Genomic DNA, 25,173 nt, shown 5'->3' with positions numbered 1-25,173 from the left:
AAGGGAAGGACGTGGGAATATTGACCTCTATTACGACAAGTCAAGGCGTGCAAATCCATACCATTAGCGTGCCGGCTAGCAACAGTTCACTGCGCTCGTTTAATTTTTATTTACTACATGATGGGAAATCATTAGCGCTAATCGATGCCGGAATTTCATCGGAAAATTGCTGGGAACAGTTGACTGATACATTGGAAGCGAATGGTTGGGGCATTCCCGACATCGACCGCATTTTGCTAACCCATCATCATGGCGATCATGTTGGCTTGGTTCCTCGCATCTTGAAGGAACGGACGATACCGGTGTACGCTCATCCAACGGCTATCCCACGTTTAAAAATGGATACCGACTTCTTGGAAATGCGATATCGTTTCTTTCAACGGTTATACAAAGAAATGGGCTGCGAAACGGCCGGTGATGCCCGACTGGCGAAATTTCAGGAGACGATTCGAAACGCGGACCAGCTCGCATTGAAGACAGATATCCTGCCAATCACGGAGGGCGAGATCGTTGCCGGATTGACTGTCTTGGAAACGCCAGGCCATTCATTGGACTCGATCAGCTTTCTGGATCCCGCGCGGAAATGGCTGTTTGTCGGAGATGTGTTGATTGCCCATTCTTCAACGAATGCAATAATCGATCCCGACTTGGAAGGAAACCGCTTGCCCTCTGTCGCCCAGCATCGTGATTCTTTGTTGAAGTTGCAGGGAATCGATGCCGGCACGGTATTCCCGGGACACGGTGATTTGATCGAAGGGCATCGGGAACTGATCCAGTCCAAGTTAGCGAAAATGGATAGGAAAATGGAACGTATGATGGGACTTATCGCGAGCGGGATTTCCACTGCACACGATTTGGCGGAAGCCTACTACGGTGAGACGTACCGGAAGGAGTTCTCCTTGGTCATTTCGGAAATCATCGGTCATCTGGATTATCTGGAAGGGCAAGGGCGTATCCAAAAAACGATGAAGCAGGGCGTTTGGCATTATCAAATATGAAGACTAATAAAGATTCGGGTACCGCTGACGGTATCCGGATTTTTTGTTGTGTAGGAAATTATGATCGCCGGGTGGCAGTCTCCTTGGCCAGAATCGGTCGGTTAAAAGAGGGGGGTAATTGCCCGGAAGCGTTCTGCTTGGTCTCGATCGGTCGTTTAAGAAGGGTTTAATTGTCGGGCGATAAAACATATCGTTGGAAAATGAAAGATGGCCGAAGCCATGTCCGAAGAATGCCTCCGCTTGCTACAGTCGCTGCGCTTTCGTCACAAAAGCAACGAGTTGTTTGTTGCTTCCATCTCTTAATTCCGTTTTAGATAGCTGAAAATCCCTTGTAAAACTGGTTAAGATGTCTGGTAAGCTCGACACCAATTTTCAAAACAAATTTTACTTGTTTTGAAAATTGGTGTCTTTTTTAGTTTACGAATGTATGTATTTAGAAGTTTTGTGGCAATACTTGGTTCAGCAAGTCGCAATTATCCATATTTAAGGAGGAGTAATTAGTTGAAAATTAAAATAGGGATCATACTGGTTTTATTCATGACGAGTTTCACTGCACCTTTGGCAGAAGCCTCTTTTTGGGAGAACTTTGAAATGACGTTTGGGGAGTATACGTTAACAGACTATATTGAAGAGTGGACAGAGTCGCAGAATCCAAGTGATGAAGACGAAATGGCCGACGACACGTATACAGTGATGGAAGGGGATAATCTGTATCGAATCGCTCTCAATCATGCGATTCCCTTATTCGCTTTGAAAGAGTGGAATGAATTGACGGAGGATTTGATTCACCCCGGAGATGTTTTGATTATCAATGGAGAGGAAGGTAAGGAAGCCCTTTCGACGCCGTCTACGGAACCAGTTGCTTCAACCTCGGTTCCTGAAACTGAAAAATCGGCTCCTTCACCGAAAGCTGCTGTTCCACCTGCAAAAGCGAACGGGAAAGAGTTGACGGTGACGGCCACGGCCTACACTGCGTATTGCAAAGGATGTTCGGGTACAACGGCGTATGGGATAGATCTACGGGCCAATCCGAACCAAAAAGTGATCGCGGTCGATCCACGTGTCATTCCACTAGGGACCAAAGTTTGGGTGGAAGGTTATGGGGAGGCGCTTGCAGCGGATACTGGCGGGGCGATCAAAGGGAATAAAATCGATGTCTTCATCCCTTCCCATTCCAACGCGATGGAATGGGGTGTCAAGACGGTGAAACTTCGGGTTCTCAACTGATTTGATTCAGTGAAGTTGTCCTATGTGGCGGGACGAATGCTAGATAGGACGAACAGAAGAGATATAGGATGCCTTAATTTCCGCAAAGTGCACGGAAATACGGCAAATCGAACCCTTCGCTGTTCGATTGGCAACTGTAACGGGATCTCCATTCCGGCGCAGTTGCTGTTTTTTTGCAGAAACCTTTATTGCAAGGGGAGGGAAATTTATATTTTCAATTGCATTCTGTGAGTCGGTTCCGTATAATGCCTAGTAAATAGGTTAGAATAATAAGTTATAAACATGAAGAAAGGAAGGATAGCATGAGTCAACCGTTTACTATTCTCGCTTCAGCCGATACGAATTTGTCAGGAGCACTTCATCTTCCGACAATGAAACAACAAATCGCCATACCGCTTATCGTGTTGCTGCACGGGTTTGTCGGAAATAAAGTAGGAGAGCACCGATTATTTGTCAAAGCGGCACGTCATTTTACAGATAGAGGGTATGCTGTCGTCCGTTTCGATTTCAGCGGTTGCGGAGAAAGCGACGGGGACTATGCACAGGTGACCATGACGAAACAGCTGCAAGAAGTGCAAGCCGTCTTGGACCACCTATCTTCCATTAAAGAAATAGACGCGCGGAATGTCATTTTGATCGGACATAGTTTAGGAGGAGCGATTGCCGCTCTGACGGCGGCACAGGACTGCCGGATTAAGAAGCTTGTTCTATGGTCCCCTGTCGGCACGCCGTATGAAGACATTACCGGCATATTAGGCATTGAGAAGGTGAATGTGGCGATTGAAAAAGGGAAAGTGGACTACGAAGGCTTCTACGTAGGCCGTCCATTTCTCGACGATCTGAAAAAGCATCATCCGATCGAGGCGGCTCGTCTGTATAAAGGCCCCGCATTGGTGATCCATGCAGATGCAGATGAAGATGTACCGAAAAAGCATGCCGCCCGCTATCTTGCCGCATTGCACAGTAGACCGCTGAACCAATTTGCGGAAACGCATTATATTGAAGATGCAGACCATACGTTTTCCAGCTATGCCTTTGAAGAGAAATTGTTCGAGACGACAGTGGATTGGCTGGATAACATTGAATTTCTAGGAAGGGTAGCACTGTGAGAAGGGAAATTTTATCTGGGGAAGTTGGAAACGCAAAGCGGCAGGAGAACCTGGCACTTTGCGTTTCTTTGTAATCCTGAAAATGATGAGTGGAAATTCCCGTAAAGCCGTTCTTTCAGAAAAAGGGAAGTAAGCGAGAGAGCGGCCTGAAATTGTAATAATATCTTCATCAATCAAGCTGTTCAAGACTCCATTAATTTTATATAATAGATATATCTTTTAGTAAGGAGTTGGAGTGGCTTGAAGCCCATTTCGAAGTTTGCAACAAAGATTGTCGTCCTGGCCCTCTTAGTCATTGGAACTGTAACAACTGCTGGATGGTATCTCTTTGGTGTGACCGAGGGCACTTCGATTTCATTTTCCCAGATGGAGCAGACGATTGCGGCTCAGCACGGGAAATCGATGTCCCTGAAAGAAAAGGCGGACGGTACACTGTACTTGAAGACGGAAGATGGTTTGTACGTCACACAAGTCAGACCGCAAAGCGAATTAGTCGAACAACTGGTTCAAAAATATAATGTTTCATATAAATATAGTGGCTCCGGCCAAACAGGCGGATTGATCCTCGGAGGTTTGATCATCTTATCGTTGGTCACTTTTTTCATTCTTCATAAGAAAGGGAAGTTGGGAGTCGGCGCGTCTTCTATGAAGAACAGCACTTCAAAAGAGACCCCTCTGCCTGACATTACAATGGAAGATGTCGGGGGCATCCCGACAGAAATGAAAGAAGAGATCTTACAGACGTTAGAAATTGTCAAAGATCCGAAACGTTCTGAAAAACTCGGCATCAAACCTCCGAAAGGCATCCTTTTATATGGACCTCCGGGAACCGGGAAAACGTTGTTGGCGCAAGCGATTGCCAATGAAATCGGAGCCACCTTCTTCTCGGCGAGTGGAGCAGCTTTCACTGAGCTGTTCGTCGGCGTCGGAGCATCCCGCGTCCGCACCCTTTTCCAAAATGCGAGGAAGCAGCAGCCTGCCGTCATCTTCATTGATGAAGTGGATGCACTGGCAGGCCGCCGAAAACAGCACGGCGGGGAAGAAACGGAAAAAACGCTGACGGAATTGCTCGTCCAATTAGACGGAGGCAATGACAATGATGGTATCCTGTTCATCGCGGCGACCAACCGGAAAGACATGCTGGACGAAGCGTTCCTTCGTCCGGGGCGGATTGACTTTTCCTTCCAAGTTCCATTGCCGGATACGATGGGCAGAAGGGAAATCATCGACATCCATACGCGCGGCAAACGGTTGGCTGCGAATGTTCTTGCTTCGCTGGATGCCTTGGCGGAAAGCACATCCGGTTTTTCCGGTGCCGAATTAAGTTCTTTATTTGAAATGGCGAGCCGCAGGGCAATCCGGGATGGACGGGAAGAGATCGATAAGCATGACTTGGATTTCGCTATTGACCGGACCATTTTAGGGAGCACGTCCCGATCTTTGAACGATCCGGAAACGAAGCGTCGTGTTGCGATTCATGAATCAGGTCATGCGCTAATTGCAGCCTTGACGAAACCGAATTCGGTCCGGAAAGCGACGATTATCCCTCGCGGACAAGCGTTGGGCTATGTGGCACCGATCCAGAAAGAACTTCATTTGCAAACCGCGAGCGAACTGTTGGATCGGGTGAGCATGATTCTTGCGGGAGGAGTTGCAGAACGGTTATACCTCGGCGAGCATAGCATCGGGGTGAGCGGCGACGTCCAGCAAGCGAAGGATATTTTGGAGAGGATGGTCGATACCGGCCTTTTCCAAGATGGCTTCACATTGACCTTCAGCAAAGGCGAAAAAGAAGTGAAGATGCAATCCCTTTTTAATGAAGCACTCCGTAAAACAGAAATTTTGATTCAAGAAAATGCCCTGGCCTTCGAGGCACTCGTGGAAGAGCTCTATCATAAAGAGACATTGGATGGCTCGGAGATTCAAGAAATCATCAGCAAACATACAATGGAACTCGTTGTATCTTGAGGCAGGGGGGTTCCTCCTGTCTTTTTTTATTTTCATTAGATTGGATAGAGTGATTCTCTTGGCTTAATATGTATGTTTAATATACAAAAATGTGCATGAGAAAATACCTATTACATAACATAAAAACAAACCTTTGAGCCTATTGAAGATGTGCTATAATGAGTAACAAAACTTTAATGGCATGCAGGAAGTATTTCTTCGAGTCCTGCTTGTTTCATTGTAGATAGCATCGCCGTGAAGACACCTAGACATTTTTGAATTAACCAACCCATTTCACAATGGATGGAAGGTGGAAGACGAGTTGAGTAGTATGGATGAACAACTTCATGGATATTTAATTGATAATTTGGAAGCAATTACGGATGAGTGGCTCACTTACCGGGATGAGAAAGTAGGATCGATTTACTCAATCGATGCCGACCGATCAACGGAAGTGCTGCTCCGGGAACAGAACCGATTGACGAATATTACAATAGCCAGCAGTCTCTTGGAGAACGAAGAGGAGTTCGTGAACAATAAGAAAAACTGGGCCCTCATCGTGGCGGAAAGCAGGGTCAACAGCAATACGCCGATTCACGAAGTATTGGAAGCCCTGAGCAATGTTAGGCATACTTTCTGGATCTTTGTCCAACGGTTTGCTTCGATGAAGGGGAACGAAGTGAAGCTGGAGAATATCCTACATTGGGGAGACTTGATCCACATTGCATTTGACGACCTGAATGTTCAATTTGCAGAGATGTATCATGCAATCATAGACAGGAGATTTATGGCACAGCAAACTCTGATTGAGGAATTAGGTACCCCGGTCATTAAGATCAACGGTTCTATCGGGATTTTGCCTTTGATCGGAGATATCGATGCGATGCGTGCCCAGGTTATCATGGATTTTCTCCCAGATAAATGCGTTGCGTTAGGGGTGCGTCATTTGTACATCGACCTGTCGGGTGTCTCGATCATTGACACAATGGTAGCCCATCAAATTTTTCAAATCACGCAAGTCCTGAAACTATTAGGCATCCATTCGACGATAACCGGAATCCGGCCTGAAATAGCCCAAACCGCCATTCAGTTGGGACTCGATTTTTCACGAGTGGAGACGTTCAGCTCTTTGCAGCAGGCATTAAAAGGTAGGTTTCATGTGATGTCGGAATGATTTGCAGTCCACTCTGGGCAGAAGTCTATTAAATAGGAAACATTTTGCTTAAATTAAGTGAAGGTCAATCGATGCATATAAATATGCTATGGATATTTTATTGAATTCAATACGGAGACGATTTTAGAAGTCCTCGAAAATCGTCGAATTAAAACCATTGCGGGTAGGGAAAGTTACCGCGGTGGTTTTTTTGTATATAAAACAAAGTGAAAAGTTGAAATCTGTTATAGAATAAGGATTATTAAAAAGTGGATAATATTTTACAATTATTATTTAAAAGATCTGCCTGAGTCGAATGACTATCTTATCGTTATATTGCCATTTTAACTGTCTTAAGATGAATGGGTTTTTAAATTAATTAGTAAAAAAAACGTGTGGTTCCATTTATTTCTATTCTAGTATAATTAATTTTAATAATTCCGATACTTATACTTTATAACTTTCGTAAAATTACGAAAAGTGCATTGACAAACTATTTAGTTCTCTGTAGAATCATGACAACGCTTACAATTAGTTGTGGACGGGAAGAGGGGGATTCAATGTGGGACCTATACTAGAAATAGAAAATGTGTCTTTACAATTTGGGGGTGTAAAAGCACTAGATAGCGTTACGTATCATATTGAAGAAGGAGAGATCTTCTCGCTGATCGGCCCGAATGGCGCGGGGAAGACGAGTATGTTGAACTGCATCAGCGGACTGTATCAGCCGACCAGCGGATCCATCCGGTTCAAAGGCCAAGAGATTGTAAACATGAAACCGTTCATGCGCACAACATTGGGTATCGCTCGGGCCTTCCAGAACATTGCATTGTTTGCCCAGATGTCCGTGCTTGATAATTTGAAACTCGGTCGGCATACGCTGATGAACTCGGGGCCTCTCAGTGGAGGTTTCTACGTGGGGAAAACATCGAATGAGGAGATCGCACACCGAAGAAAAGTGGAAGAAGTGATTGAGTTCCTAGAGCTTCAAGATATCCGGCATACGCCTGTCGGGACGTTGCCGTACGGATTGCAGAAGCGGGTTGAAGTGGGGAGGGCCCTGGCATTGGGACCTGAACTGATTCTGTTGGACGAACCGATGGCAGGGATGAATAATGCAGAGAAGGACCTGATGGCACGTTTCATCTTGGACATGCATGAAGTCATGAATGCCACCGTTGTCTTAATCGAACATGATCTGGGGATTGTAATGAGTCTTTCTGACCATATTGCCGTCTTGGATTTCGGGAAAAGGATCGGCTTCGGGACGCCCGAGGAAATCCAGAAAAATCCGGACGTCATTAAAGCATACATTGGGGAAGAAAACGTTATTTAAAGGGGTTGACATGCGATGGGATTAGAAAGAACATTGCCTGGACTTTTAGCCGAACGGGCGGCCAAGGAAAAGAATGAAGTTGCGCTCAGGCAGAAGTACCTCGGGATATGGAACGAAATCACCTGGGGGGAATATTATGAAAAAGTCGAGCAACTCGCGCTCGCCTTATCATCCGACCGGTTTCAATTTAAAAAAGGCGACATTCTAGCAATCATTGGGGAGAACAAACCTCAATGGCTCTACTCGCAAATGGCCACTCAAGTACTTGAAGGTATTTCAGTCGGGATTTATCAAGAGTCGTTGCCAGAGCAAATTGTCTATTATCTGAATGACTGCAAAGCCCGGATTGTCATCGTCGAAGATCAAGAGCAAGTGGACAAGCTGCTGGAAATCGAAGAGCAAATTCCATTGGTGGAGCACATCATTTACTACAATCCACAAGGGATGCGTTATTACAAACATCCGAAGCTTGTCGACTTTGACGAGTTGCTGGATCAGGGCAGTTCTTTGGCAAAAGAAAAGCCGGGCTTTTTTCGGACTCAAACTGAACGGTCGCTCGGAAAGGATGTGGCAGTCATTGCCTATAGTGCAGCAACGACTGGCAATCCAAAAGGAGTCATGTTGACCCATAATAATCTGATTAACGCGGCAGAAAGTTTGATAGCGATTGATAAGATGGCGAAAAAGGACGATTACTTCTCTTTTCTTCCACTTTCATGGATTCATGAGAAAGTGCTTAGTACGATAATACCGCTATTGACTGGCACGGTCGTTAATTTCCCTGAGAAGCCGCATACGGTCATCGGGGACTTGAGAGAAATCGGTCCACAGACCTTGATGGCGCCTCCACGGGTCTATCAGACGCTCATGTCCAATTTTACAATCCGTATGGAAGGGTCGACCTGGTTCAAAAAGAAGGTCTTCAATCTTTTCAAAAAGTATGGTGACCGGGTTGCCGAAGCGAAGCTGAATAACCGGAAGCCTTCAGGCGGCGATCAGTTCATGTACAAGCTTGGCGACTTTCTAGTATTCAGTGCAATCCGTGACCACTTGGGCCTTTCCAGAACGAGGCGCGCCTATGTGGCGGGGGCTGCCTTGCAACCGGATGCCTTCCATTTCTACCATAGCATCGGACTGAATCTGAAACAGACGTATGGCGGAACCGAATTTGCCGGTATTGCGTTCGTTCATCATGATGATGATATCCGGGCGGGAAGCACAGGCATTCCTCTTCCGAATACGGAAGTGCGGGTTGAGGAAAATGGGGATATCTTCGTAAAGAATCCGGCAATCTTTTCCCAGTATTTGAACGAAGAGGATCGGAAATTGGTTGTGGACGGTTGGATTTCCATCGGTGACTGCGGTCGGATGGACGACGACGGCCATTTGTACATTTTGGATAGACAGGAGGACGTGGTCACAGCGCCGAATGGGACTACGATTTATCCAAGAATTGTCGAGAACACATTGAAATCGAGTCCTTACATCCAAGAGGCGGTCTGCTACGGGAAAAACAGACCGTATATGACAGCAATCTTAAATGTCGATATGAACAGCGTGGGACGATGGGCGGATAAGAACCGTATCATCTACACGGAATACTCCGACTTGTCGAGACATCCACAAGTTGTCGATTTCATCGAACAAGAAGTGACGAAACTGATGAGTAAAGTTCCACCTGAGGCGAGGGTCAAGAAATTTGCTATCCTTCACAAGCAATTCAATGCGAATGACGGAGAGCTCACCCGTACGTTGAAAGTGAGACGGAAATTTATTGAAGACAAGTACAGATCGCTCATTGACGGGATGTATTCGGACAGCCATGAAGTGATGATGACCGAGTCGGATCTGGACAATGTAGAGGAAGTCAGTCTTCAAGTCATTCAGTTGAAACTCGAGCAGGAGGTGGCATGACGATATGACATTTTTTATTCAAATGCTGGTCACCGGAATAGTTGTAGGTAGTATCTATGGACTCGTCGCATTGGGCTTCGTCCTCATCTACCGGGCGAGTGATGCGCTGAACTTGGCGAATGGGGAATTCGTCATTATCGGTTCTTATATTTGCTTGATTTTGATGACAGCTTATAAAGTTCCCTTTTTCATAGCGGTAGCCATTACATTGGTCTTCAGTGCATTGCTGGGGCTGATTGTTGAACGGCTAGTCGTCCGGCCATTGATGAATGCGCCGGTCATATCCGTCATCATGGCAACCATCGGATTATCCAGCTTATTGGCTGGTGCGGTGCATATGATCTGGGGGCATCAAACAAGAACATTCCCTCCTGTGTTCCCGCAAACTCCATTAAAATTTGGCGGCGTCATCATTACACCGGTTTATCTTTGGTCGTTTGTCGTTGTAATCGTCCTGCTTACCATATTTTTGTTGTTCTTCAAATTCTCCAAAATGGGAATTGCCATGCGTGCAGTGGCTGACGATCAGCAAGCGGCAATGTCGATGGGAATTAGCGTCAAGTATGTCTATGCTACTACTTGGGCGATTGCATCGGTCGTTGCAGCAGTCGGCGGAATCCTATTGGGAAATATTAACGGGCTGAGCCCTACGATGGCTGCAATTGGCCTAACCGTTTTGCCGGTGGTCATATTGGGAGGTCTAGACAGTGTGCTGGGGGCCATTGTCGGCGGATTCATCATTGGAGTCCTGCAAAGTTTAGCCGGAGGATATTTGGATCCGCTAATTGGCGGAGGTCTGAAAGATGTCGTGCCATTTATCATCGTCCTCCTCATTTTGATGGTCAAACCTTACGGGTTGTTCGGCAGACGGGGAATAGAAAGGGTGTGAGCTCATGCGTAATCCATTTGCAATGAATAGCGGAAAATACAAAACATCATATAAAGAAGATATGAAAATGTTTGGGACGACGTCGGTCAAGATCAAGTGGTCGGTCATCGTGCTGCTAGTCCTGGCTGTACCTCTTTTCACTTCCAGTTATTGGGTCGGGTTATTGACGTTGTGTGCGATTGCATCGGTTGGAGCAATCGGACTCAATCTTCTGACAGGTTATACTGGTCAAATTTCCATCGGGGTAGGAGCTTTCCTTGGCGTGGGCGGTTATACCTCGGCAATCCTGACTTCCACATTGGGACTTAGTTTTTGGGTCGCTTTGCCGTTGGCGGGTATTGTCACAGCGGTAGTCGGCGGGTTGTTCGGCATTCCATCGCTCCGTCTGAAAGGGCTCTATTTGGCCATTGCGACATTGGCGGCGCAAGTCATCATCCTCTTCGTCATCAGTCGATGGGATAGTCTCACGGGAGGGACGGCTGGGTTAGTTCTCAGCCGCCCGTCAATAGGCGAGTATTCCCTTTCCAGCAATACTTCCTACTACTACTTGTGTGTCGTCATCTTGATGTTGACTATCCTTTACGCAACTAATCTGTTCCGGTCCAGGACGGGACGCGCTTTCTTGGCGGTCCATGAACGGGATATCGCTGCACAAATCATGGGGATCAACCTATTTAAATACAAAGTCATGGCATTTGCTATCAGCTCCTTCTTCGTCGGTATCGCCGGAGCCTTATTGGCACATTACACGATGATCGTGAGCCCGGAATTGTATAGCTTCCATGTATCAATCGAATATTTGGCGATGATCCTAATCGGTGGGCTTGGCAGTATTATCGGTTCCATCTTCGGAGCGGTCTTTATTACACTTCTACCCGTTTTATTGAGTTTTCTTGTGGATGTCATGGCGGGAATCATGCCTGATCTGTATCAATTGTTTTCTTCACTGAAAGAGTTCGCGTTCGGGCTCGTAATCATCTTGTTCCTGATTTTCGAACCGGGCGGACTGGCTCATATTTGGTTGAATATTAAGAAGTATTTCAGATTGTGGCCGTTTTCGTATTAGGGGCGGGAATTCGAAACCGAACATGGATATGTTCACAGGTTTCTTTCCATACAAAAAAAGGGGGAATTTGATATGAAGAGCAGGAATAAATTTTTAGCTTTATTGGTCGGTTTAATGATGCTCTTAATCCTTGCGGCCTGTGGCGGTGGGGACAACGCGGGTGAAACGACAACAACTAGCGGGCCTGCTGAAGGCACGTCAAGCGGCAATGAAGGCGATAATGCCAGCTCAGGCGATAATCGCAAAGTTGTGATTGGAGGTTTATTCGATCTTACTGGGGGTACTGGCGACGTCGGGACGCCATTTGCAGAAGGGGAAGAGGCATACTTCAAGCATTTGGCAAAGACAGGCGGCATTGAAGGCGTCACAGTGGAGTTGAAGGGTCAGGACTATGCTTACGCGATTCCGGAAGCACAGAAGATCTATCAGCAGTTCCGTGACAGAGACAAAGTTTCTGCAATTCTTGGATGGGGAACAGGGGACACGGAAGCACTTCGTCAGCAAGTTGCTAATGATAAACTCCCATTCTTCTCGGCTTCTTATTCTGAGAACTTGAAAGAACTAGGTGAAAGTCCATACAACTTCTTGACAGCGGCTTCTTATTCCGATCAAGGTCGTACAATTGTAAAATGGATCAAAGACAACCATGAGGGGGACAATCCGACGCTGGCATTGCTTTATAATGATACGGCATTTGGACGTTCTCCAATTGAAGATATCAAAGCTTATGCTGCAGAAATTGGTGTAGAAGTGGTGGACGAACAAGTAATTGACGTTCAAGCAACTGAAGCACAGTCCCAATTGTTGAACATGGAGAAGAAAAATCCTGATTATGCGATCATCCAACAAACTTGGGCTGCTACTTCCACTATTCTCCGTGACGCCAAAACACTTGGGATCGATACGCAATTTTTCGGTTTGAACTGGGCATCCGGTGAAGGGGTTATTGATATTGTAGGTGCAGAAACTGCAGAAGGCTACATGGGAATCCTTTCGCACGCAATGCCATATGAAGACTTCCCTGGAATGGCTGAAATCGAAGAATATCTAAAAGGGGAAGGAAAAACACTGGAAGACATCGACCAAAAGTTCGTACAAGGATGGACTACAGCGAAAATCATGGCTGCAGGAATCGAAGCAGCTGCCAAACTGACGGATGGAGAGCTTGATGGTGAAGCGATCCGTGCTGGTTTGGAGTCATTGACTGACCTGGATCTTGGTGGATTGGGTGCGCCGGTTACTTTCAGTGCTGACAACCATGCAGGAACAGAAAAAACTCGTCTAGGTATCGTTAAAAATGGTAAGTGGGAACAGCTTACTGAATACATGAGCTACAAAGACTGATTGACTAATGGCGGGAAATTCCGCTTATAGAGGGACTCAGACGGGAGAAGCATCGGATTTTTCCATGCGCTTTCCCGTTTGTCCTTTTCTGCAAGGTATCAATCGCAAATACAAAGGCTGTATTTGATTAGGGAGGAGAAATTCGATGCTCCATGTAAATAATATCGAAGCGGTGTATGACAAAATAATCTTGGCGCTTAAAGGGATGTCGCTCCATGTTCCGGAAGGCAAGATTGTGGCGTTGCTGGGGAGTAACGGCGCCGGAAAATCGACAACTTTGAAAGCCATTTCCGGCCTCTTGGCAGGGGAGGGCGGACTAGTCACTGATGGTTCCATTGAATTTCTTGGTAAAAATATCGGAAATACAACACCAGATGTCATTGTCCGGAACGGCATCTTTCTCAGCATGGAAGGAAGACGGATTTTCAAAGACTTGACGGTAGAAGAAAATCTGATTGCCGGCGCTTATACGCGAAAGGACCGTTCTAATATTAAAAAGGATATCAACCAGATCTATGAGTATTTTCCGAAGTTAAGGATGTTGCAAGGTCGGAAAGCCGGTTTCCTTTCAGGTGGAGAACAGCAAATGTTAGCAATCGGAAGAGGACTGATGGCCAAACCGAAGCTCCTTTTGCTGGATGAGCCATCTCTCGGAATCGCGCCATTGCTCGTACAGGAAATCTTCCAGAACATTAAGCAGATCAATAAAGAGGAAGGCATGTCCATCCTAGTAGTTGAACAAAATGCCAATGTGGCGCTCGGCATTGCCGATTACGGCTACATAATGGAAGGCGGTCGTGTCGTCATGCAGGGCAACGCCGAGGATCTGTTATCCAATGAAGAAGTGCGCGAACATTACTTGGGAATCGGTAAAGAGGAAGATAAAGATTACCGCAATAGTAAAGTATACAAACGTCGCCAACGGGTCGTCTGGTAATGCTCTTGGGGCGGCTATCCAAAGGGGCCAAGTGCAGGAACAGTCGGAAGATTGTTTCTTTACTTGGCCCCTTTTGTTGTTCCCATTTCGGGGGTTTTATTTTCACTCCAACCATGTTATCCTTATAGAGTGTTAACGTACTAAAGTATTGTATGCAGCATACATAGATAGAGGGAAGGGGAAAAGTAAGATGAAACGATTTGCTTTCGGCCTACTGATGATGGTGGCAATATTAGCTCTTGTCGCGGCCTGTGGGACGTCCAAGACGGAGGGGGACAAAACTGATTCCACGTCTGGAACTACGGAAACGGATACTAAAGGGGAAACTGGTTCTGAAAAAGCTACAATCGTTATTGGCATAGACGATAAATTTGCACCAATGGGCTTCCGTGATGAGAAAAACGAAATTGTCGGCTTTGATATCGACTATGCAAGAGCGGCAGCTGAGCATATGGGCATGGAAGCAAAATTCCAGCCGATCGATTGGAAGACGAAGGAAACTGAATTAGCCAGTGGTCGGATTGATTTGATCTGGAATGGCTATACGATTACAGACGAACGTAAAGAGAAAGTCCTTTTCACGAAACCTTACCTTCGTAACGCCCAAGTAGTCGCCACCCTTGCAGACAACGAAGAAATTACAAAGTTGGCTGATTTGGATGGCAAAGTGGTAGGTCTTCAAGCGCTATCTTCGGCATCCGATGCGTTAAGCGCGGATCCTGTACATGAGAAAGTGAAAACTGTAACAGAGTTTGCAGATAACGTATTGGCATTGACGGACTTGAAAACGGGTCGTGTGGATGCTGTCGTAATTGACGAAGTCGTTATCGACTACTACATGTCCAAGGAAGAAGGCACTTTTAAAGTTCTTGAAGAATCGCTCGCTCCGGAAGAGTATGGCGTCGGGGTGAAAAAAGGGAACGAAGAGCTGCTGAAAAACCTTCAAGCCGCACTGGATACGATGAATGAAGATGGAACAGCCGCTGAAATTTCAAATAAGTGGTTCGGCGAAGACAAAGTTGTAAAATAAGAAGTACAAATAGAAGACAAACAGGATTTCCTAGCGAAACCCTGTTTTGTTTTTGGAGGAAACCTTCATGTCGTTCGAATATCTAAACAACATATTGAAACCGATGCTAGAAGGGGCACAAGTGACCGTTCTCTTGTTCATCATCGCGATCGTCCTTTCGGTTCCGTTGGGATTCCTCCTGACCCTTGCTGTACGGAGCAGTTTCAAGCCGCTGTCCTGGTTGGCGAGCACGTATATCTACTTGTTGCGTGGAACCCCGCTTTTACTCCAACTCCTCTTTGTCGTATTCGGCTTACCCTTGCTGCCGATCGTGGGCGAGTATTTGGTGCTGGATCGGTTTGTGGCGGCTTGTCTAGGTTTCGTCCTGAACTATGCTGCGTATTTCGCGGAGATTTTCAGGGGAGGACTTCTGGCAATCGACAAAGGGCAATATGAAGCGGCCCAAGTTCTCGGGCTTAATAGATGGCAAACGACGACACGCATCATTTTGCCGCAAATGTTCCGGATCGCCTTGCCGGCAGTGGCGAACGAATCTGTCACTCTTGTCAAAGATACTGCCTTGCTCTATGCAGTGGCGGTCCCGGAGTTATTGCATTTTGCGCAGACTGCGGTCAACCGGGATTTCACCATTGTCCCGTTCTTCATTGCCGGAATCATTTACCTGATGATTACCTTGACCTTGACAACATTCTTCAAATGGCTGGAGAAGCGGTTTAAATTTGACTAAAAGGAGTAGGAACCATGGCAATCATTGAAATACGGAATCTGAAAAAGTCATTTGGACCGCTGGAAGTTCTGAAGAATATCACATTTGATGTGAATAAAAATGATGTGGTCGCCGTTATCGGGCCTTCCGGGTCGGGCAAAAGCACAATGCTCCGGAGCCTGGTCCACTTGGAAGATGTAAATGGCGGCACCATTTGCGTAGCCGGCGATTACTTAGTGAAAGACGGAGCTTATCCCAAACCGCAAGACATCAAAAAAGTCACGTCCAAGATGGGGATGGTGTTTCAACATTTTGACCTCTTTCCGCATCTGACAGTGAGGGAGAACCTCGAATTGGCGCCGCGATTGACGAAGCGGGGATCCGTGTCGGAAATTCAGACGAGGAGCGCCGAGCTGCTTGCGAAAATCGGGTTGTCCGACAAGGCCACGGTCTATCCATCCAAGTTGTCGGGTGGGCAGAAACAGCGTGTCGCCATCGCTCGGGCATTGATGACGAACCCCGAGATCCTGTTGTTCGATGAACCGACATCCGCACTCGACCCCGAGTTGACGGGGGAAGTATTGGAAGTGATGAAGGACCTCGCGAAAGAGCATATGACGATGATTGTCGTCACGCATGAGATGGGCTTCGCTCAGGAAGTGGCCAACCAGGCTATTTTTATGGACGGCGGTGAGATTGTGGAAGCCGGCCATCCTTCGGAATTGTTCACGAAGCCGAAGCACGACCGGACGCGGGCATTCTTAAATCGGAGCTTAAAATAAAGGACGATGCCACTCTCTCGATGGGGAGTGGTTTTTTCATGGCCTTACTCCGCTTTTTCACGAAATTGTGAACAACGGGTGTGGATTTTATGAAAAAGGAAAATGGATGGGTGAAATTTGCTATGCAGAAGTGGTATATTATAGAGTAGGAGCAAGTATCAATGCATTTTTCAAGCAAGGCTAAGGAGAGGTTATAGATGAATAAAGATGGAGTGCTTTCCGTTAGCGAAAAGCAAAATACGTCCACATTCATAGCCGACATGAAGTCGCTTTTTAAAGCGCCTGTACTAATCGCTAACGTGCTTCCGGTATTCACCGGTTTCTGGTTGGCACTTCATTTCACAGAAACGACGTTCATTTCCCAAATGAACCTTTTTTTATTGACAATCATCGGGAGCACGTTGCTGATGGGTGGAGCGCTAGTCCTTAACAACTGGTATGACGCGGACATCGACAAAGTGATGGCGCGGACCCAGAAGAGGCCGACCGTGACGGGCAATATTTCCTTGCAGAACGTCTTGATGCTCGGGATTGCGTTATCCGCAATCGGGATGATCTTATTATTTTTCACAACATTCGAGGCCGCCTTTTACGGGTTTGTCGGTTGGTTTACCTATGTTGTGCTTTATACGATGTGGTCGAAACGGAAGTATACATTAAATACGGTGATCGGGAGTGTATCCGGAGCGGTGACGCCATTGATCGGCTGGGCGGCCGTAACATCTGCGTATCATATTGTGCCTATTATTCTGTTCATCATTTTGTTCATCTGGCAAATGCCCCATACGTTTGCCATCGCAATGAAAAAATTTGAGGAATATCGTGCAGCAAAGGTGGCCATGCTTCCGGTGGTCCGAGGTTTCGACATGACGAAGCGTCAAATGGCTGTCTATGTGGCGTGCCTGCTGCCATTGCCTTTTTATCTCGTATCGCTTGGCATGACGTTCATCATCATCGCGACCGCCTTGAATATCGGGTATCTCGTCATCAGCTTCATGGGCTTCTATACGAAAGATAATATGAAGTGGGCCCACTTGAATTTTCTTTACTCGGTCAATTATATGGCGATTCTATTTCTTACAATGGTGATCGTCACGATTTTCTAGATTCCGGAACAATTAGGTTTCGGAGTTTTAAAAAAGCCCCTGCCATGTCGTCATAATGGCAGGGGCTTCTTTTCACTTCACTCAATCTTAAATTTTCGGATGGCGGAGTGCAGTTCCTCGACCATCTCGGCCAATTGCCGTGTGAATGCGTTCATTTCTTCGACGGCTTGTAGTTGGTTGTCGGTGGATGTGGTCACTTCCTCTACGTACTCCGAAGCCGTTTTGGCGGTGGCAGCCACTTCATCGATGGAGGTTGCGACTTCTTCTGAACTTGCCGCCATTTCTTCGGAGACGGCGGTCATCTCTTCGATTTCGTTGCTGATTTGGTGGACGGCTTGAATGATTTCATCGAATCGAATCCCTAACCGTTGGATGACTTCCGTTCCTTTCAATACATTGTCTTCTCCTCGTTCGGCCGCTTCCACAGCTTCTCGGGTGTGGCGCTGGACCATATCGATCAGTTGGTTGATTTTCGCGGCGGATTCGGCGGTTTGTTCGGAAAGCACCCGCACTTCGCTCGCCACGACAGCAAATCCTTTGCCCGCTTCACCTGCACGGGCGGCTTCAATGGAAGCGTTCAACGCAAGGAGATTCGTCTGCGCAGAAATGTCCGTGATCATCTTGGAGATTTGGCCGATCTGCTCCGATTCTTTGGAAAGCAGCTTAATGATTTCAGTCGCTTTATTCGTACCATTTTGAATGGATTCCATCTGTTGGATCGTTTGCTGGATAGCGTCATGGCCGTCACTCACTTTTTCTGAAATGAAATCCGTGTTTTTGGCAACCGATGCAGAAAGTTCAGCAACTCCTTGGATGCCGGCAGACATTTCCGCTACCGCCGATGCACTTTCTTCGGACATGGCCATTTGCGTTTCCGACCCCCTGCCGATTTGCTGGATGGCCGATGCGATATTACGTGACATGCCGTTGACATTGCCGGTCTCCCGGTTTAATTGGACAGATGCAGTGTTCACACTCTCGGCGCTGCGCTTCACTTGGATGATCATGCTTTTCATATTTTCCGTCAAGCGGAAAAAAGTGTTTGCCAATGTCCCGATTTCGTCTTTCCTTTTACGATAGCGCTCGGGAATCTCTTGTGTAAAATCTCCATTGCCCAGTTGCTCCGCCATGTGGACAATTGCTTGGACAGGCCGGCTGACCGAAAGGGAGGTCGTGACCGCCAACCCGATTCCAAGAATCATGATGATCAGGGCAACGATGAAAAATTGGACTTTCAATGTGTAGAGGCCCGTGAGCATTTCATCTTCATAGGCGATTACCCCGATTTTCCATCCATTATCCAGTTGATGAAAGCCGAGGAGTTGTGTGCCATTTTCGGATTCGTAGGATACAATCCCTTCCTCTTGCGCTAACATTGCGCTGACGACTCGTGATTCTTCCGTTTCGACTCCATCAGCTTTCGCCAACTCCACATAATTGATCTGTTCTTTTACCCGTTCACGGAATTTATGGCCCAGGTAGGTACCTTCCGCATTGATGATGAAGGCATGTCCATTGTCCCCCATCTTAATCTCCTCGACAATTTCACTTAAATAATAGCCATCGATCCGTGCGAGAAGCAGGGCGTCTTCTCCCGTCACCGTGTCGATCGGGGTGGCTAGCATGATGACAGGTTCGTTCGTTACGCGGCTAATGATGACTTCCGACATTGTCGTTTTGCCGTTGAAGGCGTCGAGGACATAATCCCGATCGGATAAGTCAGCCGTCGTGCCGTCCAAGTAATGCGAAATTCCATCCGAAGTGATAATGGCAAAGGTCAGGTATTCGTCCGTCTCATCCAGCTTTTGCTGTAAGAAAGCTTGTTGGATGTCCGGATCCATGCTTTCCACTTCCGTATTTGTTGCCAAAGCTTGCAGTTCCGCAAAACTTCGGTTAAACCGTTCTTCGATGAAATGCGACATGTCTTTCGCTTTTTCGCCCAACGTCACTTCCACTTGTTCGATGACGGCCTGCGAACTGTTCAGATAGGCGAAAAATCCGAACGCGACAGAGGCGGTCAACAAGAGGAGAATGATAGACGCTGTCAGCTTAGAGCCTATACTCCTAATATTCTTCCCGTTTTGTTTCATTTCCATTGTCCCCCCAGTACAAATAACCTGAAAAAATGTGTATATATAACTATTGAACTAATTCAATTATCCCAAATCTTTGTAAAAACTGTCAATCCCGTATTGGAGTGAGATAGTAAAAGTTTATGACAATTACAAAAAAGTGACTCGCTTTACGATGCGAGTCACTTACTAACTATGGCTTTTACGTGAAACGTTCCACCAATTCATGCATACGTTCCGCTTCGGTCTGCAGTTCCAAGGAGGAATGCATGATGGAGGTGATGGCGGTTTTCTGCTCATCGATTGAGGCATTGACTTCCTCTGTGGCGGCTGCCGATTCGGTTGCGACAGTGGCGATTTGATTGATCGCGCTAACGACGACGAGACGGTTTTCGTCCATTTCGTGCATATCGGCATCCAGTGATTGGAGATGGCCGGTGATATGTTGGATGGATTCCGACAGGTGGTCGAAGGCTTCTTTCGCCTCGTTGATCGCCTCCACTTGGACATGCGATAACTTCAGCGTATGCGTCATCTGGTTTTCCGAAGAGGCGGTATCTCCCTCGATCCGGACGAGGAGATCCCGGACCCGGTTTGTCGCTTCGTTCGTATCTTCGGATAACTTCCGCACTTCATCCGCGACAACAGCGAACCCTTTTCCATGTTCCCCGGCACGAGCGGCTTCGATGCTGGCGTTCAGCGCCAATAAATTGGTCTGCTCGGAAATCGATGTGATCGTCTGGACAATCGCTTGGATTTCCCCCATCCCGTCGGTCAATTGGGAGAAGTTTTTCCGCAGCTCCTGGATTACATCGGTAAATTCCACGGAATTGCGTTCCAGCTCCTTCACCTTTTCGCTTCCCGTTTTCTGTAAATTGGTCATTGTCTTCATGCCGCCGACAATCTCTTCGTATTTTTCGGTCGTATTGGAAATCAAATCAGAAAGGTTGTCCACTTTTCCAATGGCCGTTTCCGCTTCTTCCGCCTGGATGACGGCACCGTTGGAAATCTCCGCAATGGCATGATGCACTTCATCCGCTGAGGCTGTCGTCTCTTCCGTGATGGCGCTCAGCATTTCAGAAGAATTCCGCATCCGGTTCGACGATTCACGCGTATGCCCGACCATTTCATTTAAGCTGGATTTCATTTCATTCACATTCGTAGCAAGGATTCCTAATTCATCCCTTGACAAGATCGGGATATCATCCCCTGTCAGCTTCCCTTTTGCAATATCGGACGTCATGACCATGATCCGCTTGATATAGGAAGTCATTCGTCCCGAGAAGATCCAGAACAGGCCGACCCCGATTACTGTGGCAATGATCATCATGATGACCGAGGTTTTCAGTACATTGACAGCCCCTGCATTGAAGTCCATTTCATAGGTACCCGCGGCAATGATCCATCCCCAATGCGGATCTTGCAGACTGTATGTAATTTTAGGCGCCTTGGCGTCGGGGTTGGTGGGTGTCGGCCAATCATACCGAACAAATCCGCCGTTCGGCTTTTTGGCTTCGGTAATGGACTCCTGCATGAAATAGCGCCCGTCATCCGTTTGGAAATCAATGACGTTTACCCCGTCCAAACTTGGATGCGCTTCGATGATCCCTTCTTCCGTCACCGCGAAGAAGTAAAAGTTCTCCCCATACTTTGCCCGATTGGTAATTGAACGTTTCCCTTCCGCATCTTTAGGGCCGACGATACGGATCCGTGCTTTTTCCTGGGCCTCTTCCAATGATAGATTGCCACTTTTCACTTCGGAATCCAACTCCTCGATCAAGTCCAATACAGCGTATGTCCCATTTTGGAGGCCGATGCGTCCGACTTGGTCCAGTTCCTTTTTGGCGACGAAGTAGTTCATCACCCCGACGAACAAGATTGGTAACAGAACAACAATTACTGCTAATCCGACCAGTTTGTTGCGCACAGATGTTTTCATAACTATCCCCCCCAGAAATCTGCAAATAAAAGTAAAAGAAGTTTGCAATATATAATAAGTATAGTAGAAAAGAACTGAAAAAGAAATCGAATATTTGTGAATTAATTAAAAAAACGTACAACAATTTTCAGTATTTCGTCATACTAAGGATTTCTATCGTTGCCGTTCGGTAGCTTTTACACCTTCCCGAAGAACCTTTAGAAAGTTCCTCGAATTTGGATGCTGTGATGAAATTGAACTTTAAGTGTGGGGGGTTGACCTTTTGGGGTTTCTTGACTTGAAAACAAGCGTACGATACACTTGGGGGTGTTATGTAGTTGTCCCGGAGAGGGCGGCAATACTCTTGAGAACTTGTTGATAAGGGGTTTTATTCATGCCAAAAGCGGATTTTCTCCCTGTCATCCTCGGGTCGGATGACAATGCTTATGGAATGGCTAGAGCATTTCACGAGCAATATGGCATCACCAGCATTATTGCGACGAAAGGTCATCTACTTTCGACGATGCATAGTAAAATTGTTGAAAAACGAATCTTTGATAATTTCGATGATCCCAATACGTTTATAAAAAGCCTGCTGGAGCTGAAGGACGAGCTGCATGAGCGGGCGGAAAAGCTTCTTTTAATTGCCAGCAATGAAAATTATGTCGAGCTTGCCGTCAGAAGTAAAAAGCATTTGGAGCCGTATTATATTCTTCCGTTCGTCGATGAAGAGATGATGGATGATATCATTTTCAAGGAAAATTTCTACGAAATGTGCGAGGAACATGGCTTGGATTATCCTGACACGGTCATGTTCGTCAAGGGTATGGATCCTCATATGGAATTGCCATTCGGTTTTCCGGTTGTCGTCAAACCGTCGGATAGCATGCGCTATTTCAACGCCCAATTCGAAGGGAAGAAAAAGGCGTATGTTTTACATACGAAAGAACAGTTTGTCGAAGCGATCCATACTATCTATTCCTCCACCTATGACGGAAAGCTGATCATCCAGGATTATATCCCGGGCGATGATACCGTCATGCGTGTCTTGAATGCGTATTGCGACCGGAACGGGAAGGTGCGGATGATGTGCCTTGGCCGGGTCGTGCTGGAAGATTACACGCCGGTCCTGATCGGGAACTACGTCGGAATCGTCGGTGAATACAACCAGGACATTTACGATCAATACAAGAAATTCCTGGAAGCGATCGGCTTTACCGGTTATGCGAACATCGACCTGAAATATGACCGTAGGGATGGGAAATATAAAATATTTGAATTGAATATCCGGCAAGGGCGCAGCAGCTATTTTGTCACGGCGAACGGGTACAATATGGCCAAATACCTTGTGGAAGACCGTGTCTATCATCGGGATAATCCGATTGAATACGGCCGCAATGAAGTGCTCTGGCATACGGTTCCATTGAAATTGCTCGTCAAGTATACGATGGACTATGAATTGAAACAGCAGGTCAAACGGCTGATCGACGAGAAAAAGACCGCTTCGACACTGTATTACGACAAAGATCGGAATTTCATCCGTTCGTTGAAGTTATATAATTATTACCGGGATTATTACAAGCGATTCGAGAAGTATTTCAAACGGAAAGAGTAAATCCGCTTATCGCAGCGGAATTTGTGTGCACGGGTATAAGGAGTGATTCCAGAGTGCCAGTATTGGACAAGGCTAATGAGAGGGACGTCAAACGGTATGAGGAGTTCATCCGGAATTCCCCATATCGGGCTCTCACGCAAGACCCCAATTGGGCAGACGTCAAAGATGATTGGGGCAATGAACAGGTGTATGTGGAACGGGATGGAGAAATCGTGGCTGCCATGTCCCTTCTTATCCGGAAAGTGCCGGGCGGCTTTTCATTGCTCTATGCGCCTCGTGGACCTGTTTGCGACTTTCATGATGAAGCACTCGTTGCCGAATTATTGAAGGAAGCGGAAGTTGTGGCGAAAAAGCATAAAGCGTTTGCGCTGAAGATGGACCCCGAAATCCTTTATTCCGAAGAACTGGACAAGAAGTACAAGGATGCCGGCTATGTCGTCCGGAATGTTGACGCTGATAAGGATGAGCTGATCCAACCGCGTTTGAACATGATCGTCAAGCTGGAAGGCGAAGACGAAGAATCGATCATGATGCGATACAAAAAGAAAACTCGGAACATCATCCGGGGAGCCATCAAAAAAGGGGTGGAAGTGTCCCATTCCCGCAGCGATGAATACTTGAAAATCTTCTATGATATTTATAGAACGATGGCGGAACGCAATCAGATCACAATCCGTTCCTATGACTATTTCGTCAAGATGCGCAAGGCGTATGACGGTCTGCGGATCTACCTAGTCAAACATGAGGAAGATTATTTGGCGGGTGCCATCACGATCAATTACCACGGGAAATTGTACTATCTCTACGCCGGTAGTACGAATGAAAAGCGCAACCTCAACCCGAACCATCTAATGAACTATGAAATGATGAAGTGGGGGATCGAGGAAGGGGCCCAGCAGTACGATCTCGGCGGCGTCTTCATCTTGGACAGCCAACAGGACGGACTGTATGCTTTCAAGAGCAGCTTTTGCCAAGAGGACGGCGTGACGGAATACATCGGGGAAATCGATAAGGTGTATAAACCGTTCCTCTATAATCTGTTCGTCAAAGTCGTTCCGAAAGTCCAACAATTGAAGAAGAAAATGAAAAAATGAGTGAGAAAAGCCACGGAGATAGGACATCCATGGCTTTTCTTTCATCTTATCCGGGTCGAAGCGTTTGGGGAGCACAGCAGGGGTGCAATTGATTGCCGAACTTTCCCTATGCTATAATTTTTGAAGTGATTGCGAAAAAAACTATTACAGAAAGTTTGACGGCTACCATGCAAAAGAAAACATTAGGCATCATCGGCGGAGTCGGCCCATTGGCCACGATGTACATAGGCGAAATGATTGTCAGACGGACAGCCGCGGAAAAAGACCAAGACCATGTCAATATGGTCATCACCAACAATACGAATATCCCGGACAGGACAGCCTTCATCCTTGGTGAAAGCGAGGACAATCCGGTTCCTGTCCTCATCTCGGACAGCAGGCGCTTGGAGGCGGCAGGGGCGCAAGTGCTGGCCATTCCTTGCAATACGGCGCATTCCTTCTATTCGGAACTCCAGGAAAGCACACAACTGCCGATCATCGATATGGTATCGGAGACAGCGATGCGTGCGAAAGAATTGGGAGCCGACCGTGTCGGCATTTTAGCGACAAGCGGGACAATCACTACGGAAGTGTACCAGCTTGCTTGTGAACGCAATGGATTGACTCCTGTTATCGCTGACCCGGAAACCCAGGAAATCGTCATGTCGGTCATTTACGACGACATTAAAGCCGGCCGGCCGGCGAGCCGGGAAAAATGGGATCTGATCGAGCAGGCGATGAAAGAGGCGGACTGCGATAAAGTGATTCTCGGCTGCACCGAGTTGTCCATCGTCAGAGAGGAATTGCAACTTGGGAAAGAATATATCGATTCACTCCTCGTCTTGGCCGACACGGCTATTGAAAGATGCGGATATGAAGTGAAACGGTGAACATTCGTGTGAAAACGGCCGCTAGGATATACTGGATTGTATAGAATGAAAGTGGGGATCA

At 46.8% G+C, this 25,173-nt stretch carries 20 protein-coding genes and 1 pseudogene; 18 read left to right on the top strand and 3 right to left on the bottom strand.

Annotated elements, in window-relative coordinates:
- The first annotated feature begins 20 nt into the window (after positions 1–20).
- The 15 genes from OXB_RS01645 (at position 21) to cyoE (ending at position 17,544) form a co-directional block, all read left to right on the top strand.
- On the top strand, positions 21–998 hold the full coding sequence (locus OXB_RS01645; RefSeq protein ID WP_158333626.1) for an MBL fold metallo-hydrolase: 978 nt from the start codon (positions 21–23) through the stop codon (positions 996–998).
- Positions 999–1,499: 501 nt separating this feature from the next.
- Positions 1,500–2,225, top strand: coding sequence for a 3D domain-containing protein (locus OXB_RS19280; protein ID WP_052483819.1), 726 nt, complete (start codon positions 1,500–1,502; stop codon positions 2,223–2,225).
- A gap of 302 nt (positions 2,226–2,527) precedes the next feature.
- A complete protein-coding gene (locus tag OXB_RS01635; protein WP_041071334.1) occupies positions 2,528–3,334 on the top strand; it encodes an alpha/beta hydrolase family protein in 807 nt (268 codons plus the stop codon).
- A gap of 240 nt (positions 3,335–3,574) precedes the next feature.
- Positions 3,575–5,302 carry an AAA family ATPase gene (locus OXB_RS01630; RefSeq protein WP_041071331.1) on the top strand — a complete coding sequence of 576 codons (1,728 nt, stop codon included), beginning with the start codon at positions 3,575–3,577 and terminating at the stop codon, positions 5,300–5,302.
- 310 nt (positions 5,303–5,612) lie between these two features.
- On the top strand, positions 5,613–6,455 hold the full coding sequence (locus OXB_RS01625; protein ID WP_331711255.1) for an STAS domain-containing protein: 843 nt from the start codon (positions 5,613–5,615) through the stop codon (positions 6,453–6,455).
- A gap of 541 nt (positions 6,456–6,996) precedes the next feature.
- The gene (locus OXB_RS01620) at positions 6,997–7,770 is read left to right on the top strand and encodes an ABC transporter ATP-binding protein (protein ID WP_041071325.1); all 774 of its coding nucleotides are present in this window, start codon (positions 6,997–6,999) and stop codon (positions 7,768–7,770) included.
- 15 nt (positions 7,771–7,785) lie between these two features.
- Entirely contained in the window at positions 7,786–9,684 is a 1,899-nt protein-coding gene (locus OXB_RS01615) for an AMP-binding protein (protein WP_041071322.1), read from the top strand.
- A gap of 4 nt (positions 9,685–9,688) precedes the next feature.
- Positions 9,689–10,573, top strand: coding sequence for a branched-chain amino acid ABC transporter permease (locus OXB_RS01610; RefSeq protein ID WP_041071320.1), 885 nt, complete (start codon positions 9,689–9,691; stop codon positions 10,571–10,573).
- Positions 10,574–10,577: 4 nt separating this feature from the next.
- Complete coding sequence (locus OXB_RS01605; RefSeq protein WP_041071318.1) at positions 10,578–11,639, top strand: branched-chain amino acid ABC transporter permease; 1,062 nt, start codon at positions 10,578–10,580, stop codon at positions 11,637–11,639.
- A 72-nt stretch (positions 11,640–11,711) separates the two neighbouring features.
- Positions 11,712–12,983 (top strand): ABC transporter substrate-binding protein, encoded by a 1,272-nt coding sequence (locus OXB_RS01600; protein ID WP_041071316.1) that lies wholly within the window; start codon positions 11,712–11,714, stop codon positions 12,981–12,983.
- A 145-nt stretch (positions 12,984–13,128) separates the two neighbouring features.
- Positions 13,129–13,920 carry an ABC transporter ATP-binding protein gene (locus OXB_RS01595; RefSeq protein WP_041071311.1) on the top strand — a complete coding sequence of 264 codons (792 nt, stop codon included), beginning with the start codon at positions 13,129–13,131 and terminating at the stop codon, positions 13,918–13,920.
- Between the two features lie 190 nt (positions 13,921–14,110).
- Positions 14,111–14,950 (top strand): amino acid ABC transporter substrate-binding protein, encoded by an 840-nt coding sequence (locus OXB_RS01590; protein ID WP_041071308.1) that lies wholly within the window; start codon positions 14,111–14,113, stop codon positions 14,948–14,950.
- Positions 14,951–15,017: 67 nt separating this feature from the next.
- Positions 15,018–15,677, top strand: coding sequence for an amino acid ABC transporter permease (locus tag OXB_RS01585; RefSeq protein ID WP_041071306.1), 660 nt, complete (start codon positions 15,018–15,020; stop codon positions 15,675–15,677).
- 14 nt (positions 15,678–15,691) lie between these two features.
- Positions 15,692–16,438: an amino acid ABC transporter ATP-binding protein gene (locus OXB_RS01580; RefSeq protein WP_041071303.1), complete on the top strand. Its 747-nt coding sequence runs from the start codon at positions 15,692–15,694 to the stop codon at positions 16,436–16,438.
- 197 nt (positions 16,439–16,635) lie between these two features.
- Positions 16,636–17,544 carry a heme o synthase gene (cyoE, locus tag OXB_RS01575; RefSeq protein WP_041071299.1) on the top strand — a complete coding sequence of 303 codons (909 nt, stop codon included), beginning with the start codon at positions 16,636–16,638 and terminating at the stop codon, positions 17,542–17,544.
- A gap of 77 nt (positions 17,545–17,621) precedes the next feature.
- On the opposite strand, the gene OXB_RS19380 is transcribed toward cyoE, so the two are convergent.
- The 3 genes and pseudogenes from OXB_RS19380 to OXB_RS01565 form a co-directional block, all read right to left on the bottom strand.
- Entirely contained in the window at positions 17,622–18,410 is a 789-nt protein-coding gene (locus tag OXB_RS19380) for a methyl-accepting chemotaxis protein (protein WP_442852893.1), read from the bottom strand.
- A 180-nt stretch (positions 18,411–18,590) separates the two neighbouring features.
- Positions 18,591–19,634 (bottom strand): annotated as a pseudogene (locus tag OXB_RS19375) (cache domain-containing protein); the annotation flags it as partial.
- Between the two features lie 184 nt (positions 19,635–19,818).
- On the bottom strand, positions 19,819–21,555 hold the full coding sequence (locus OXB_RS01565; protein WP_041071293.1) for a methyl-accepting chemotaxis protein: 1,737 nt from the start codon (positions 21,553–21,555) through the stop codon (positions 19,819–19,821).
- 373 nt (positions 21,556–21,928) lie between these two features.
- Here OXB_RS01565 and OXB_RS01560 point away from each other — a divergent pair, with 373 nt between their 5' ends.
- The 3 genes from OXB_RS01560 (at position 21,929) to OXB_RS01550 (ending at position 25,112) form a co-directional block, all read left to right on the top strand.
- A complete protein-coding gene (locus tag OXB_RS01560) occupies positions 21,929–23,149 on the top strand; it encodes a carboxylate--amine ligase (protein ID WP_041071290.1) in 1,221 nt (406 codons plus the stop codon).
- Positions 23,150–23,202: 53 nt separating this feature from the next.
- The gene (locus tag OXB_RS01555; protein ID WP_052483818.1) at positions 23,203–24,243 is read left to right on the top strand and encodes a lipid II:glycine glycyltransferase FemX; all 1,041 of its coding nucleotides are present in this window, start codon (positions 23,203–23,205) and stop codon (positions 24,241–24,243) included.
- A gap of 92 nt (positions 24,244–24,335) precedes the next feature.
- Positions 24,336–25,112, top strand: coding sequence for an aspartate/glutamate racemase family protein (locus tag OXB_RS01550; RefSeq protein WP_331711233.1), 777 nt, complete (start codon positions 24,336–24,338; stop codon positions 25,110–25,112).
- The last annotated feature ends 61 nt before the right edge of the window (positions 25,113–25,173 follow it).

The sequence above is a fragment of the Bacillus sp. OxB-1 genome, from assembly GCF_000829195.1.
Classification (GTDB): Bacteria; Bacillota; Bacilli; order Bacillales_A; family Planococcaceae; genus Sporosarcina.
The sequence above is the reverse complement of the archived record's forward strand: the minus strand, read 5'-3'. Positions and strand labels throughout refer to the sequence as shown.